This is a genomic window from Neisseriaceae bacterium CLB008 (assembly GCA_041228285.1).
Lineage (GTDB): Bacteria > Pseudomonadota > Gammaproteobacteria > Burkholderiales > Neisseriaceae > JAGNPU01.
In genome coordinates this window covers 1,240,937-1,256,538 of the sequence record CP166133.1, presented here as the reverse complement: position 1 = coordinate 1,256,538, position 15,602 = coordinate 1,240,937, and the positions used below count along the sequence as shown (strand labels likewise).

14 protein-coding genes are annotated in these 15,602 nt (G+C 51.1%); 8 read left to right on the top strand and 6 right to left on the bottom strand.

What is annotated here, in order from left to right; genetic code table 11:
• Positions 1-2: 2 nt before the first annotated feature.
• Both AB8Q18_05740 and AB8Q18_05735 read left to right on the top strand, forming a co-directional pair.
• On the top strand, positions 3-1,496 hold the full coding sequence (locus tag AB8Q18_05740; protein ID XDZ52559.1) for a TrkH family potassium uptake protein: 1,494 nt from the start codon (positions 3-5) through the stop codon (positions 1,494-1,496).
• Between the two features lie 16 nt (positions 1,497-1,512).
• A complete protein-coding gene (locus tag AB8Q18_05735; protein XDZ52558.1) occupies positions 1,513-3,378 on the top strand; it encodes a transglycosylase SLT domain-containing protein in 1,866 nt (621 codons plus the stop codon).
• A 49-nt stretch (positions 3,379-3,427) separates the two neighbouring features.
• On the opposite strand, the gene AB8Q18_05730 is transcribed toward AB8Q18_05735, so the two are convergent.
• Positions 3,428-4,291 carry a hypothetical protein gene (locus AB8Q18_05730; protein ID XDZ52557.1) on the bottom strand — a complete coding sequence of 288 codons (864 nt, stop codon included), beginning with the start codon at positions 4,289-4,291 and terminating at the stop codon, positions 3,428-3,430.
• Positions 4,292-4,359: 68 nt separating this feature from the next.
• Entirely contained in the window at positions 4,360-4,734 is a 375-nt protein-coding gene (locus AB8Q18_05725) for a winged helix-turn-helix transcriptional regulator (protein ID XDZ52556.1), read from the bottom strand.
• A gap of 147 nt (positions 4,735-4,881) precedes the next feature.
• Here AB8Q18_05725 and AB8Q18_05720 point away from each other — a divergent pair, with 147 nt between their 5' ends.
• Positions 4,882-5,895: a zinc-binding alcohol dehydrogenase family protein gene (locus tag AB8Q18_05720; protein ID XDZ52555.1), complete on the top strand. Its 1,014-nt coding sequence runs from the start codon at positions 4,882-4,884 to the stop codon at positions 5,893-5,895.
• 74 nt (positions 5,896-5,969) lie between these two features.
• Here AB8Q18_05720 and AB8Q18_05715 read toward each other — a convergent pair whose 3' ends face one another.
• Together AB8Q18_05715 and AB8Q18_05710 are read right to left on the bottom strand one after the other, a co-directional pair.
• Positions 5,970-6,248 (bottom strand): hypothetical protein, encoded by a 279-nt coding sequence (locus AB8Q18_05715; GenBank protein XDZ52554.1) that lies wholly within the window; start codon positions 6,246-6,248, stop codon positions 5,970-5,972.
• A gap of 149 nt (positions 6,249-6,397) precedes the next feature.
• Positions 6,398-7,708, bottom strand: a complete 1,311-nt coding sequence (locus tag AB8Q18_05710; GenBank protein XDZ52553.1) for a nucleobase:cation symporter-2 family protein — start codon at positions 7,706-7,708, stop codon at positions 6,398-6,400.
• Between the two features lie 557 nt (positions 7,709-8,265).
• On the opposite strand from AB8Q18_05710, the gene AB8Q18_05705 reads away from it, so the two are divergent.
• Genes AB8Q18_05705 through AB8Q18_05695 form a run of 3 tightly spaced genes read left to right on the top strand, consistent with a single transcriptional unit; the run spans position 8,266 to position 11,027 of the window.
• Positions 8,266-9,270 carry an ABC transporter substrate-binding protein gene (locus AB8Q18_05705; GenBank protein ID XDZ52552.1) on the top strand — a complete coding sequence of 335 codons (1,005 nt, stop codon included), beginning with the start codon at positions 8,266-8,268 and terminating at the stop codon, positions 9,268-9,270.
• Between the two features lie 57 nt (positions 9,271-9,327).
• Positions 9,328-10,227: an ABC transporter permease gene (locus tag AB8Q18_05700; protein ID XDZ52551.1), complete on the top strand. Its 900-nt coding sequence runs from the start codon at positions 9,328-9,330 to the stop codon at positions 10,225-10,227.
• Positions 10,228-10,232: 5 nt separating this feature from the next.
• On the top strand, positions 10,233-11,027 hold the full coding sequence (locus tag AB8Q18_05695) for an ABC transporter ATP-binding protein (protein ID XDZ52550.1): 795 nt from the start codon (positions 10,233-10,235) through the stop codon (positions 11,025-11,027).
• A 60-nt stretch (positions 11,028-11,087) separates the two neighbouring features.
• Here the strand turns inward: AB8Q18_05695 and AB8Q18_05690 are convergent, their stop codons facing one another.
• Complete coding sequence (locus tag AB8Q18_05690; protein ID XDZ52549.1) at positions 11,088-11,993, bottom strand: EamA family transporter; 906 nt, start codon at positions 11,991-11,993, stop codon at positions 11,088-11,090.
• Positions 11,994-12,366: 373 nt separating this feature from the next.
• On the opposite strand from AB8Q18_05690, the gene AB8Q18_05685 reads away from it, so the two are divergent.
• Both AB8Q18_05685 and AB8Q18_05680 read left to right on the top strand, forming a co-directional pair.
• Complete coding sequence (locus AB8Q18_05685) at positions 12,367-13,104, top strand: TatD family hydrolase (protein XDZ52548.1); 738 nt, start codon at positions 12,367-12,369, stop codon at positions 13,102-13,104.
• A gap of 118 nt (positions 13,105-13,222) precedes the next feature.
• Entirely contained in the window at positions 13,223-14,032 is an 810-nt protein-coding gene (locus AB8Q18_05680; protein XDZ52547.1) for a hypothetical protein, read from the top strand.
• A 50-nt stretch (positions 14,033-14,082) separates the two neighbouring features.
• Here AB8Q18_05680 and argH read toward each other — a convergent pair whose 3' ends face one another.
• Positions 14,083-15,465, bottom strand: coding sequence for an argininosuccinate lyase (gene argH, locus AB8Q18_05675; protein XDZ52546.1), 1,383 nt, complete (start codon positions 15,463-15,465; stop codon positions 14,083-14,085).
• Between the last annotated feature and the right edge of the window lie 137 nt (positions 15,466-15,602).

The window sequence follows — 15,602 nt, the reverse complement described above, 5'->3', positions numbered from 1 at the left end:
TCATGTTCCCATCCAAACAGTTGCTGAACGTGCATCAGAACCTCTACAAGGTCTTCCCGACCCTACACGTCCTATCCAAGCTCGGTTTTTTATTCTCCTGCTTGCTGATCCTGCCTGCGCTGATCTCCTTAGCCTATAACGATGGTCTGATCGAGACTTTTTTGATTTCAGGCGTTTTGGCCGCTTCGGCCTGCCTATTCATTTGGGGCGTCACCAAACGCTTCGAGCAAGAGCTTAAGCCACGCGAAGGCTTCACTCTGGTGTTTGCGATGTGGATGGGTTTTGCACTTGTGGCCAGCCTGCCGTTTTACCTTCACCTACCCAAAATGGGCTTTACCGACGCGTTTTTTGAAGCCATGTCTGGCCTCACCACCACGGGCGCCACCGCCATCACCAATCTGGACGCACTGCCGCCATCGCTAAACTTTTGGCGCCATTTTTTAATCTGGATTGGCGGCATGGGGATCATCGTGTTGGCCGTCGCCATTTTGCCCATGCTGGGCGTCGGCGGCATGCAGCTGTATAAAGCCGAGATGCCAGGCTTAAACAAGGACACCAAGCTAGCGCCACGCATCACCCAAACCGCCAAACACCTGTGGGTGATCTATTTCGCCCTCACCATCATTTGCTTCTTGGCGCTCAAAATCGCCGGCATGAGCTGGCTTGACGCCATTTGCCACGCTTTTTCAACCCTTGGCCTAGGCGGCGTATCCAGCCACAATGAAGGCATTGCCTACTTTGATTCCATCCCGATCGAGCTGATTATTTCGCTGTTCACCATCATCGGCGGCATCAACTTTGCCAACCACTTCTTTGCAGTTCGTCAAAAAAGCTTTAAGATCTATGCCAAAGACCTAGAGACACGGGTTTTACTGATTATCTTGCTCGGCAGCTGCGTGTTGATGAGCCTGTTTTTATGGCTGGACGGCTTTTATGGCTTTTGGGCCTCTATCCGCTACGTGTTCTTTACCTTTATTTCTTTTGGCCTAGCCTCTGGCTTTTCCAACACCAATTTTGCCGAATGGCCGCTGGCCGTTTCGCTGTGGATGTTCTTATTGGCAAACTTTTTGGCCAGCAGTGGGTCAACAGGGGGCGGTATCAAAATGGTCCGCGCCATTATTTTGTTTAAATACGCCATCCGCGAGATGACGCTGTTGCTGCATCCTCATGCAGTACGGACGGTAAAGATTAATCAACGCCTGATTCCGGAACACACGGCCTTAGCCGTCATGGCGTTTATTTTTGTGTACTTCAGCACCATCGTGATTTTTACTTTTGCGATGATGTTTACCGGCTTTGATTTTATGAGCGCATTTACCGCCATCATTGCCAGCATCACCAATACCGGCACTGGCCTGGGCGCCGTTGGCCCCTCAGGCAGCTTTGCCACCCTTTCCGCCTTGCAAAAATGGATTTGTTTATCCGTAATGTTGCTAGGGCGTTTAGAAATTTTCACCATATTGATTTTGTTTACCCCAGCCTACTGGCGTAAATAACCACGGGAACCTGCACATGCGTCTTCACACCCCTATTAAGCTGAGCCTAGCATCGGCCCTCTTGTTTGCCCTAGCCTCTTGCTCCAACGTAGAGCAGCCGCCGAAGGAACAGGCTATCGCCAAAAATGAAGCCATCCTCAAACAAGAAACCAGCATCATGGCTGAATACCAACAGTATCTTGCGGCCATTGCAGCCCTCAAGGCCAATAGCGACGCTGCCGCCCAACGCTACTTAAGCGAGCACACCGAGGCGAGCTATTTAACCGAAGACTTACGCAACCAATGGCTCAAGCTATTGGGTAAAAACAATGACTGGAACGGCTTTAACCAGCAATACGCCCTTTTGGCCAAGTTAGCCAATGGCCCACAAGGCATTCAGCAAGAAGTGGCCTGTTTTGCCGACGTGGCTAAATTAAAAGCCGGCCAAAACAACATCAGCCCTCTGGCCCAAAACCTCACCAATAGCCGCGGCGTCTTGCCTTTAGGCTGTAATACCTTGCTGCGCGAAACCGCCAGCCGCCAATTACTGCCTAAAGAAGCCTTATGGAAGCGCGTGCGCGGCATGTTGAGCAAAAATCTGGTCACCGAAGCTCGAGCTCTGTCTCAAGCCATGGGTGAGCCGTTGCCCGCCTTAGGCGGTACGCCCAGCGGCAGCCGCGCCAGCCAAGAAGCGGCCCTCTACGCCGTCAGCTCACCGGCAGGCAGCCGTAGCGCCACTGCAGGACGCATTGAATCACTGGCCAGCGCCGGCCTCAATGCCGACCAAGTAGGCTTTGCCTGGGGCCAAGCCGCGGTAGAGCAAGCCAAACAGCAAAACATGTCCACCGCCATTCGTTTTTACGACAATGCCGACAAAGCCCAGCTAGACGCCGAGCAATGGGCCTGGTACGTCCGCGCCGCACTGCGCCAGCAGAACTTTGCCAAGGTGGGCAGCATCATCAAACAAATGCCGTCTGAGCTACAGAACGATCCTGCGTGGCAATATTGGCTAGGCCGCTCCGAGGCCGCCGCCGGCAATCGCTCTGCCGCCGAGAATCTGTGGCAAAAAGCCAGCGGCTCTGGCCGCAACTTCTACGCCACACTGGCTACGGAAGCCTTAGGCCGAGCCGTTTCGACTAAGAGCAACGCCGGGCGCGCTTCCAGCAAACAAATTGAGCGTATGGCCAAAGAGCCTTCGGTTCACCAATCCATCGTGCTGTTCAAGAACGCCCTAGCCCAAAACAGCAGCAGCATCCGCAACGATGCGCGCAATGAATGGCGCTACGCCATGCGCGGCAAGTCTGAGGCTGATTTATTAGTGGCCAGCGAAGTGGCCTTGAAAAATGAATTTTTGGAAATGGCCATTTACAGCGCCGAACAAACCGACAGCCTGCTTAACTACGAGCTGCGCTACTTGTCACCGTTTAAAACCAGCACCATCCGCTACGCCACCGAAGTCGGCATCGATCCGGCTTGGGTGTATGGCTTAATCCGACAAGAAAGCCGCTTTGTGATTGGCGCGCGCTCTCACGTAGGCGCATCTGGCCTGATGCAAATCATGCCCGCCACAGCGCGTGAAATCGCCGGCAAAATTGGCGCAGGCAACAACATCAGCGACATCGACAACAATATCCGCATGGGCACGTGGTATTTGGCCAGCGTCAACCGCCAACTGGGCCATCCTGTCTTAGCCACCGCTGGCTATAACGCCGGCGCCAGCCGCGCCAAACGTTGGCAGGCCGGTACCGCTCTAGAGGGCGCGATTTACGCCGAAACCATCCCGTTTGACGAAACCCGCGACTACGTGAAAAAAGTCATGTCCAATACCGTGTATTACGCCAGCTTATTCAACGAACCTGGCATTTCCCTAACCAAGCGTATGGGCACGGTTCCAGCTAAGTAAGCCACAGCCGTATCAATCAAACAGCGACCAGTTTTACTGGTCGCTGTTTCTACAGATGGGCACTAAACTCATTTTTACTTTTAAGATCCACAAATGTATCATCAATATCTTTCTTACTAACTAACTGATCATAATTTAGGTCACTTCGCCAAGACTCTGCAAGATAAAAATTAAACTTACACATAAAAATAAGCTTCCCCAAAGCATACCTTCTCATTTTCAAGTTAGGGATCCGATAATGAAGGCCAACATAAATACCATCATAGATTACATAAGCCTTAATAAGAAATAAAAAAGGTAAGAATGATATGGAAAGTAAAATGGGGCTTATTAGTTCTCTAAATTGATAGTCAACAAAAAAACCATCTGGAGAATTCAAAATTTTAAGCAGACTATTCGTTAAGTTCAAAACTAGTAAACATATCAACAAAAGCAAAACAATATCTCTTACGACTCTATGCTCCATCTGATTCCTTTGTACAGCAACCCAATACATCGAGCTTAAAAGAATAGTAATAAAAACCAAAAATAATTCCGTTAGATAACTAAATGTGTGAGCATTAGTAATAAAAATAATTAAAGCTGAAACATTAACAATATCCTTTAATTTTTTCCTTAATCCAAAATAACAACTACTATTAACAACACTTGAAATCATTACAAATACAAATGTAATGAACCAAAATACTGTTGTTTTAAAATTATCAAATCGCCAAAGATCTAAAATTGCCAGTAGGGAAACAGTCACTATTACCCATACAATAGAACTCATTAATACCAATATAATTTTTTTTTGAAAAAATGCTTTTATTAGTTGTAAAAAACTATCTTTCATATCCAACTTAAGCGCAACATATAGGAGAAATAATAAAATAATTGTCAAAAAAGCTAGTTCTCTATTATTAAAAACCACATTTTTTCCTCTGCAACCAAACTTAATTAAAGCTGCTACACAAACTGTACAATAATATTTTTATCGTACTAGTCAATTATCTGTCTTACATGAGTCGACAACTGGTCGGCATGAGCAATCCCCCAAGCGCGCATGCTGAGAATCACCTCGCTTAAGGTTTGGCCGAATGGAGTCAGAGAATACTCTACTCGCGGTGGCACCACCGCATATACTTGCCTCAACACCACGCCATCGGCCTCTAATTCACGCAGCTGTTTGGTCAGCATGCGCTGGGTGACGCCGGGCATCAGCCGCTTCAATTCGTTAAAACGGCGGGTTTCGGTTAATAGGTGAAACAGCACCACCCCTTTCCATTTGCCGCCGATCACCCCAGACGTAATCGCTACAGGGCATGGCTGCCGATGGCCATTGATGGGGGCGACTGCCTGTCTATCTGTGTTCATGTTCTGCATCCTTGGTCAACGCCACCGCCGTGAGCGGTATCCTTTATGAGCCTATAGTACATCTAAGACCGTACTTACTATTATTTTTAATATGCACTAGACTGAAGGCATTCGTCTACCCCTTAATGCCCTCAACAAGGAGCCATCATGAATGCTGTAGGACTGTTCCGCTACTTACCCATTACCGACCCAGACAGCCTAGTCGATGTCGTCGTCCCCACACCGCAGCCACAAGGCCATGAGCTTTTGATTTCCGTTCGGGCCATTTCCGTCAACCCCGTCGACACCAAGGTCCGCTCACCTAAAGATCAAGTGGAAACCGAAGCCAAAATTTTGGGCTGGGACGCAGCGGGCGTAGTGAGCGCCGTCGGCGATGCAGTGACCATGTTTCAGGTAGGCGATGAAGTCTATTACGCCGGCTCAATCGACAAGCCTGGCTGCTACGCCGAGCAGCAGCTGGTCGAAGAAGCCATCGTGGCCCATAAGCCCAAAACCCTGAATTTTGCCGAAGCCGCCGCCCTGCCGCTGACCACCATCACCGCTTGGGAGTCCCTGTTTGAACGCATGCACATCAGCCTAGACCCTGAAGAAAACACGGCCGACAGCGTGTTGATCATCAACGCCGCCGGCGGCGTAGGCTCCATCGCCGCTCAGCTGGCCAAGAAAGTCGGCCTCACCGTCATCGGCACCGCCTCACGGCCAGAAACCCGCAGCTGGGCGCTGGCGCATGGCTGCGACCACATCATCGACCATCATCAGCCTTTGGCGCCTCAATTAGCGCAGATTGGTCTGGCATCCGTACGCTATATTCTGTGCCTGCATCAGCCCGACCCTCACTGGGACAACATCGCCACCGTCATTGCGCCACAAGGCCATGTATGCTGTATCGTCGACGCCAAAGCCCCCTTAAACCTCAACCTACTCAAAAGCAAAAGCGTCAGCTTCAGCTGGGAATTCATGTTCACCCGTCCGCTGTTTCAAACGCCTGACCGCATTGAGCAACATTGTCTCTTGCAGCAAGTTGCTGACTGGGTCGACGACGGCAGCCTCAAAACCACCCTTAATCAGCAGTGGCAAGGCATCAACGCGGCCAACTTAAAAAAAGCGCATCAACTATTAGAAAGCAACCAAATGGTGGGTAAGCTGGTCATCGAAGCCTAGCCCAACACCCATGCAAAAGCCGCACCCATGATTCATGGGTGCGGCTTTTAACCTCACGACTGACCAATCTACCGCTAAAGCCGGCCTTCGCCCTGGCCTTTGCCATCGTCTAGGCCATCTTTATAGCCTTGCCGATAGGCGTCTTGAATTTTCTTTTGCCAATAGCTGTTCGCCTGTGCCAAATCTTGTTCTGGCAACAACACCTCTGGCTCAGAAGGATCAGCCCACTCATTCACCGAGCGCGGCGTATGCAGGTCAGGTTCGGCGGGCTGCTGCCTCGAGGCCAAAAACCCCTTCACCACCCGCAGCAGTAAAAACACCACCAAACTTAAAATGATGATCCGCAGCAACATAACCGACGCTCGCTTTCTACTGTAGGCATTAATTGTCGTCAATCATAACACGAATGAACGCCTCCACTCACCCTGAGGCAAGCCCTGTACACGCATAAAAAAAGCATGGCCACATGATGCAGCCATGCTTACAACATTCTAAAGTCCGCTTACTCTTCGTCAACCACAATGGTCCGACCAGGCAGAACCAAGTTTAAGATCAAAGCCAGCAAAGACCCAACGGTGATGCCAGAGCCCAGTACTTCTTTAAAGAAGCTAGGTAATTGATTCAAAATCTCAGGACGAGTGGTCACGGCCAAACCGCAGCCAATCGACACGGCAATAATCAAGCCGTTACGCTTACTGCGCTCGACCTTATCCAGCATCTGAATACCGGCGGTAATGATCATGGCAAACATCATCAGGCCTGCGCCGCCCAATACTGGTAAGGGAATCGACACAATCATGGCGCCAAACACTGGGAATAAGCCCGCCAACACCAACAGCACGCCCGTCATCGCCACCACATAGCGGCTGGCCACGCCGGTCAACGAAATCACGCCAATGTTTTGGGCAAACGATGAAAACGGCGTGGTCGACATCACCGCCGCCAAGGCCGAGCCTAAGCCATCGCATAAAATCCCACCCTTCATATGCTTGCCGGTGATCTTAGTGCCGGTTGCAGCGCCCAAGGCCAAGAAGTTGCCGCTGGATTCCACAATGGTCACCAGATAGGCAATGCTCATGCCGATGATGCCAGAAATCGGGAACGATAGGCCGAAATGCAGCGGCTGCGGTACGGCAAACCAAGCGGCCTGATGCATTTGGTCAAAGTTCACCCAGCCTAAAATCAAGGCCACCACGTAGCCGACCATCATGCCGATCACAATCGCCGCTGCAGAAAAAATGCCTTTACCCCACTGCACCAGGATCAACACCATCACCAGCACAAAGCTGGCCATGGCTAAATTTTCTGGCGAAGCATATTGGGCCTCGCCCACTTGGCCGCCAGCAAACCAGTCAACCGCCACAGGCACGAGGCTTAAGCCAATCATGGTCACCACAGTGCCGGTCACCACTGGCGGGAACAGCTTGCGAATCTGCGGCATAAAAAAGCTGCCCACAATCATCACCAAAGAGCCGACCAAAGACGAGCCCAAAATACCCGCCACGCCATGCTCACTAAACCCTACGGCCAAAGCAGCCGCCACAAAGGTAAAGCTGGTCCCCATCACGCAAGGCAGGCGAATCCCGATGGGACCAATCCCACGGCACTGAATGATGGTCACCACGCCTGACACCAATAGCGCAGCGTTCACCAAAGCTACGGTTTGCTCCGTCGGCAGCTTCAATACGCCGCCAATCACTAAGGGCACGGCAATAATGCCCCCTAAAGCCGCCAATAGATGCTGAGCAGCCAAAAGCCAAGCCAAACCAAATGGCGGCTTGTCTTCCACGTTATATAACAATTTGTCGTCCATGACCCTACTTTATATTTAAGATTAGCAAAAGTGATGACCGCACCCGCAGCGGCACAGATAAGGATGACAAAACAGTGGCTTAAACACCAGGCTTAGGCCTCACCATAAGGTCTATGCGTAAGCGACTGTTTTTCCTTGGCGCATATTGTACTGCTTACCACCAAAACGTGCAGATTAATTTCGCCCTTCCTCATCTTCACGCCCGAATCTAGCCAAGCAAACGCCGCCCAGCATCGGGGTTCAGCATAAAAACCACACTAGCCAGACAGAAATTATCTAAAAAGCAATCACTTGCTAAAAAGTCTATCAAATAAAGTCATTATTTGCCTGAGTTAACTCATCCTAACATAATTACCGCATCATAGCGCCTGCTACGCAACTATACGCCAAGACTGTCTTTTATTTAATTAAATATAAATATATCTACCAATATATCCTTATTTTTAAAACATCATGCCAAGATAAGCCCATGCACAACTCAGACAACTGCTATATCATGGGTCATCGTCAACGCTACGGTATGTTGACCACGATTACGCTTTTTTTAAGGATACCCGATGAATAAATTGCGCCTTGCAGCCCCAGTGGCGGCTCTTCTATTGGTGATGGGCTGCAGCAAAACTGCAGACTCACAAGACCAAAACACCGCGACGGCCACCCCCAGCGCCGACGTCAAACAGGTGGCGATTACCGCCATCGTAGAACACCCCGCTCTAGACGCCGTTCGCGTGGGCGTTGAAGACGAACTCAAAGACGCCGGCTTTATCCAAGGTCAAAACATCAAAGTGGTGTTCCAAAGCGCTCAGGGCAATACCGCCACCGCTGGTCAAATTGCCAAAAAATTCATTGGTGACAAATCAGCCGCCATTGTCGCCATCGGCACACCCAGCGCTCAAGCCGTTGCCGCCTCTACGCGCGACATTCCTTTAGTATTTGCCGCCGTGACCGACCCTGTTGCGGCTAAGTTAACCCCAAGCTGGGAAGCCAGCGGCACCAACGTCACCGGCGTATCTGATGCGCTGCCGCTGGAGCCACAAATCGACTTAATCAAAGCCTTGCTGCCCAATGTCAAAAACATCGGCTTCGTCTACAGCCCTGGCGAGGTGAACTCCACCACCATTTTTGAACAGTTGAAAACCACCCTAGCCAAAGACGGCATCGGCGCCATCGGCGCACCGGCCCAACGCACCGCCGACGTGACCACCGCAGCGCGTAGCTTATTGGGCAAAGTAGACGTCATCTACAGCACCACCGACAATAACGTGGTGTCGGCCTACGAATCGCTTTACAAAGTGGGCATAGAAAACAAACTGCCCTTGATTGCGTCCGATCCGGACAGCGCCAAACGCGGCGCAGTGGCGGCACTCGGTGCGAACTACTACGATATGGGCCGCCAAACCGGCAAGATCGTCGTGCGTATTTTAAACGGCGAATCGGCTGGTGCCATTGCGCCTGAAAAAATGGCCACCTTTGATCTGATTTTAAATAAAAAATCAGCTGCATTGATGGGCATTACCCTACCACAAGCCATTATAGACAGCGCCAAAGAAGTTATTGAGTAAACCTGCCCCACCTCTGGTGCGGCTATTGCGGTGCCAGAGGCGTTTGTGAAAGCCTTTATGTCCTCCATCGCCTTATTCGGTGCCCTTGAAATCGGGCTGATCTACGCCCTGGTTTCACTAGGGGTACTGATCTCATTTCGCATTCTTGATTTTCCTGATTTAACCTCAGACGGCAGCTTCCCCTTAGGCGGCGCCGTTTGTGCCGTGTGCTTAAGCAGCGGCATGAATCCTTGGCTGGCCACTGGGCTAGGCATGCTGGCCGGCGCCTGTGCCGGCATGGTGACCGCCTGGCTACACGTCTCGCTCAAAATCATGCAGCTTTTGGCCAGTATTTTGGTCATGATTGCGCTGTATTCGATTAATCTGCGCATCATGGGCGCACCCAACCTACCCTTAATCGGCGCCGACACCGTTTTCACCCCCTTCTTGGCCAGCGATTTCAGCAATCAATGGTGGCTACAGCCCTTGATGATTCTCGGCTTTGTAGTGGTGGCCAAGCTGGCGTTAGACGTGTTTTTCTCCACCCAAACCGGCCTCTCCTTGCGCGCCACTGGCGCCAATAGCCGCATGGCCCGTGCCCAAGGCGTCGCCACCGGCAAAATGGTGGTGCTGGGCATGGCCGTCTCAAATGGCTTAATCGCTTTAGGCGGCGCCTTATTTGTCCAAACCCAAGGCGGTGCCGATATTTCCATCGGCGTCGGCACCATCGTGATTGGCCTCGCGGCCGTGATCATTGGCGAAACCTTAATCCCCGCTAAACGCATTTTCTGGATGACGTTGGCCGTGATCGTAGGCGCGCTGCTGTACCGCCTTTTCATTGCCGTGGCCTTGAACAGCAGTATGCTGCAAGACTTTGGCTTTGGCGCCCAGGATCTCAACCTCATCACCGCCCTATTAGTGGTTTTGGCCTTGGTATTGCCGCAGGCCAAACACAAGCTGTTGGCCAGAAAAGGATAAGCCTTATGATGTACGCCCAAGATTTAAAAATCACCTTCAATCCTGGCACGCCCATTGAAAACCCAGCTTTGAAAGGCATGACGTTAAACATCGAAGAAGGCGAGTTTGTCACCGTGATCGGCAGTAACGGGGCGGGTAAATCAACCTTGCTCAACGCCATCAGCGGCGACATCATCGTCGACTCTGGCCGCATCAGCGTCAACGGTCAAGACGTGACCAAACTGCCGGCGCATCAACGCGCCAAAATGGTGGCACGCGTGTTTCAAGACCCAATGGCCGGCACCTGCGAAGCCTTAAGCATCGAAGAGAACCTAGCCCTAGCCTTGAAGCGCGGCGGCAAGCGCGGCCTGAAGCCCGCCTTAAACAAGGCCAGCCGCGCCCTCTTTCGTGAACGCTTAGCCGTTCTGAATCTGGGCCTAGAAAATCGTCTCAGCGACCGCATGGGCCTGCTTTCGGGTGGTCAGCGCCAAGCGGTCAGCCTATTGATGGCCTCGCTTCAGCCATCACAAATCCTACTGCTAGACGAACACACCGCTGCCCTCGACCCCAAAACGGCCGCCTTCGTGCTTGAGCTGACCGACCAAATCATTAAAGAGAATCAGCTCACCGCCATGATGGTCACCCACTCCATGCGCCAAGCGCTTGACTACGGCACCCGCACCGTAATGCTGCATCAAGGCCGAGTCGTCCTCAACGTCGCCGGCGAAGAACGCGCCAAAATGGATGTTCCTGACCTATTGGCGCTGTTTGAACAAACTCGCGGCGAAGCCATCAGTGATGATGCCTTACTCCTAGGCTGACCTCAAAACTCAGCCACAAAAAAGCCGTGACCCACGTCACGGCTTTTCATTGTCTGTCGATTACGCCAAGAGGCGTTTAAGCTGGAGCCGTGAGCCAAAGGTATTGATTAGCATCGCCACCATGACAATCAGCGCACCCACAATTTGCAGCAGGCTGAGCCGCTCATCAAAAGCCCAAACGGCAGTAATCAGGCCCACAACGGGCACCAATAGGCTAAGCGGCGCCACCTTATTGGTGGGATAGCGCGACAGTAAGTAGCCCCATAGGCCGTAACCAATCATGGTGGCCACAAAGGCCAAATACATCAGCGCCAAGATATTGCTCAGATGAATGTTCACCAGACCGGCCACCATGGCCTCACCGCCTTCAAACAGCCATGAGCTGATGAAAAACGGCACAATCGGCACTAGGCCGCTCCACACCACCAAAGACAAAACCGGCGTTTGTGGCGCTTTTTGCATGATGTTTTTATTCACAATGTTGCCGCAGGCCCAGCACAGCGCCGCCAGCATGATCAGCACAAAGCTCATCAAGGGCACGCTCACCACTTCTCCCGCCTGCATGCTGCCCTTCACTAACACCGCCATGCCAATGATCGCCACGACCACCGCCACGTACTGGTTGGTCAATACTTTTTCCTTCATCAGTATGGCGCCCAACAATACCGTAAAGAACGCTTGAGACTGTAAAATAATCGAGGCTAGGCCTGCCGGCATGCCAAACTTCAGCGCGCAAAACAAGAAGGCAAACTGGCCAAAGCTGATCATCAAGCCATACAAGAGCAGCTGACGCACAGGGATTTTCGGTGGCTTAATGAATAAAATGGCGGGAAAGGCCACCAAACAAAACCGCAATCCGCCCAAAAGCAGCGGCGGCATGCCTTCTAGGCCTAATTTAATCACCACAAAATTAACGCCCCACACGAGGACGACGCATAGGGCTAATAGGGTGTCTCTAAATGACATGTGCTGCTCTCTGTTTTCTATTCTGGGTTTAATGGTCTAATCGTTTGATCAACATTTCAGGGGGCAGCCATCTTTACCATGCACGAGGCTGGCTAATTGACATCCCACCTTTGCACTATAGCGCGAAATAACAGGGTAAAACAACGTTTAGTTTGCTCTCTAAACCCCTACCAGATATAGGGTTTTAGCCCCATCATCGACATTTTTGACTAGCCGTGACACCAGCACTGCTAATTGGGCAAGCATCTGCCCATGATCACGCGAATATGGGCCACAACATTGCCGTTCGGCAATAGATGCTTTAACCTAGGATGGTTGCCCCCGTTCAACACGCCTTCTGTACCCACCCCTGTCTAATCATTAAGGATGCCTCATGTCTTATTTTGACAGCCATTGCCACCTCAATCATCCTTTGTTTATGGCCCAACCCGAACGCATACGCGCCAATATGCGCCAGCATTGCGTCGGCAAGGTGCTGGTACCCGCCACCTGCCTGGCCGACTGGCCCGACCTATTGGCCTTACCCGCTCTCTATCCCGAGCAGGAAATCTTGTTTGCCTTAGGCATCCACCCCTATTACCTGCCCTCAGACGTGCCTCAAGCGCTGACTGAGTTAGCCGCCATGTTGGCCAACCCCGACATCAAGCCAAAGCTCAGTGCCTTAGGCGAGATCGGTTTAGACTTTGTTGACAAACAGCAGGCCGAAGCAATCAAAACCGCTCAGCTGGCGCTCTTCCGCGGCCAACTTGATCTGGCTCAGGCCCATCAATTACCGATTGTCTTACACAGCACCCACGCCGTTTATCAATGTTTGGCCGACTTAAAGGCTCAAAAATTCACCCATGGTGGCTATGCACATGCCTTTGGTGGCAGCGTAGCCGAGGCCAAGCAAATGATTGAGCTCGGCTTCAAAATTGGCATTGGCCCTATGATTTACCACCCAACGGCCAAGAAGTTTAAAGAATTAGTTAATAATCTACCCCGGGACGCGCTGGTTTTTGAAACCGACGCCCCTTTCCCAATCAGGGAACCTATTGATCTGAATCAGTTAAATATGCCTGGCAATGTAGCCAAGGTTGCCCGCACCGTCGACGCCATGACCCGTGCGTAAAATAAATCAAATATCATATGATAAGTTTTGTAAAGAAATGTAATCTTGTGTTTATAATGGTTTAGAATGAATCTACAGATACCAATAAGCACGCTACCTATGAGGCATTCGCGAACCCATGAGAACCCAGCAAGAATTAACCGCCTTAGGCGAAGTCTTAAAAACCTACCAGTTAAATCCGCCTAAGCCTAATGCCACCTTACAGCAAAGCTGTTTAATCGGCGGTGGGCTCTTATTGGTGCTGGGCCTAATCTTGAGCCAGCTCATCCTCATCATCGTCGCTTTAGGCGCCTTAGGCTATGGCCTATGGCTGCGTCAGCACAGCCAGTCCACCGCCAAGGGCTTAAGCATCACCCTGCATCAAAAAGGCGTTAACCCCATTCATGCACCGTATAACAAAGCCTGGTTGTATGAAGACATCGAATACAACTATCTGTTTCACACCGGCGAGGTCAAGCCTGAAGAGCCTTATAATAATTTAGCTTTACGCCGCAACGACCAAAACCCCTGGTTTGTGATTCCAGCGGAAATGCCGCAGTTTACCGAGTTTTTACAAACCTATTTGACCCTTCACTACGAACACCGCTTTCCGCGCCTGCTCAAAAAAATCATGCAAGGTCAAGCCGTTACCTTTACCTATGTGGACAGCGACGAAGCCCTCGTACAGTCCTTCCAGAATCAAAGCTTTGACCTACCGCCGACCAAGACGTTAACGCTGTGCCAACGCTACATCACCATCGACGGTGAAGCCCACATGTTGGCCGACCTCACCCTCAGCGTCATCGACAAACAAAAGAATTTCATTGCGATCACCGACCAGCAAGGACAGCTGCTGTTTGGTAACGACACCATGGGCCTTTTTAATCATTTGATTTTTATTGATCTATTAATACACCTGATGTCGGTACAAAAGCCCATTCCTGAATGATCTTGGCCGCATAAAAAAAGCACCCTAAGGTGCTTTTTTTGTGTCTGAACTTAAGCCAATTGGCTACGCCATTTAGCAATTTGAGCCTTCACTTGGTTCGGCGCAGTGCCGCCCAAATGATCACGCGCATTCAGAGAACCCTCTGGGGTCAAAATCTCATACACATCTGCGGCCACAAGCGCGCTAAAGCCTTGCAACACCTCTAGGCTTAAGTCGCTTAAGTCTACGCCTTCGGCATCGGCATGACGCACGGCCAAGGCCACCACTTCGTGGCTGTCGCGGAACGGTAGGCCTTTTTTCACCAAATAATCGGCTAGGTCAGTTGCTGTCGCAAAGCCTTGCATCACGGCGGCACGCATTGCCTCTGGCTTCACGGTCACGCCACGCATCATGTCGGCATAAATTCGTAAGGTGTCGATGATGGTGTCCACCGTATCAAACAAGGGCTCTTTGTCTTCTTGGTTGTCTTTATTGTAGGCCAAAGGCTGTGATTTCATTAAGGTAATCAAGCCCATCAAATGCCCCACCACACGGCCAGACTTACCGCGTACCAGCTCAGGCACGTCAGGATTTTTCTTTTGCGGCATGATGCTAGAGCCGGTACAGAAGCGATCGGCGATGTCAATAAAGCCCACGCGTGGGCTCATCCACAAGATCAGCTCTTCAGAAAGGCGCGACAAATGCACCATGATTAAAGACGCAGCGGCCGTGAATTCAATCGCGAAGTCGCGATCTGATACGGCATCCAATGAGTTTTGGCAAATGCCGTCAAAGCCCAATAGCTGAGCGGTTAATTCGCGCTTAATCGGGAATGTGGTACCGGCCAACGCCGCGGCACCTAAGGGCATGCGGTTGGTGCGTTTGTAGCAGTCTTGCATGCGCTCAACGTCACGGCCCAGCATTTCCACATAGGCCAGCATATGGTGGCCAAAGCTCACTGGCTGAGCCACTTGCAAGTGGGTAAAGCCTGGCATCACCACATTCACATTGGTTTCGGCCAAGTCAATCAAAGACAGCTGTAAAGATTGGATTAAAGGAATAATGGCCTTGATTTCATCACGCAACCACAGGCGAATGTCGGTGGCTACTTGGTCGTTACGGCTACGGCCGGTGTGCAAGCGTTTACCTGCATCGCCAATCTTATCGGTCAAACGGCGCTCAATATTCATGTGCACGTCTTCTAAATCCAAAGACCAAGGCATGGTGCCAGCGTCAATTTCAGCCAAAATTTCTTGCATGCCGGCCTCAATGGCGGCCAAGTCTTGTGTAGACAACACGCCGGATTCAGACAACATCTTGGCATGGGCCAAAGAGCCTTGAATGTCCCATTTGGCCAAGCGCTGGTCAAAGTTAACCGAACCGGTGTATTTTTTCACTAATTCAGAAACCGGTTCATTAAACCGTCCCGACCATGTTTTGTCGTTGTTACTCATGTCTTTACTGTCCTGTCTTGTCTTTATGCGTAAATAAATAAAAATTAAAGCAAGGCCTGCATCATCTTTAAATCAGGCACAATCCCCCCATTATTCTATGCCTTGTACGCTGTGGCAAGGGTCGTCACCGAAAAACC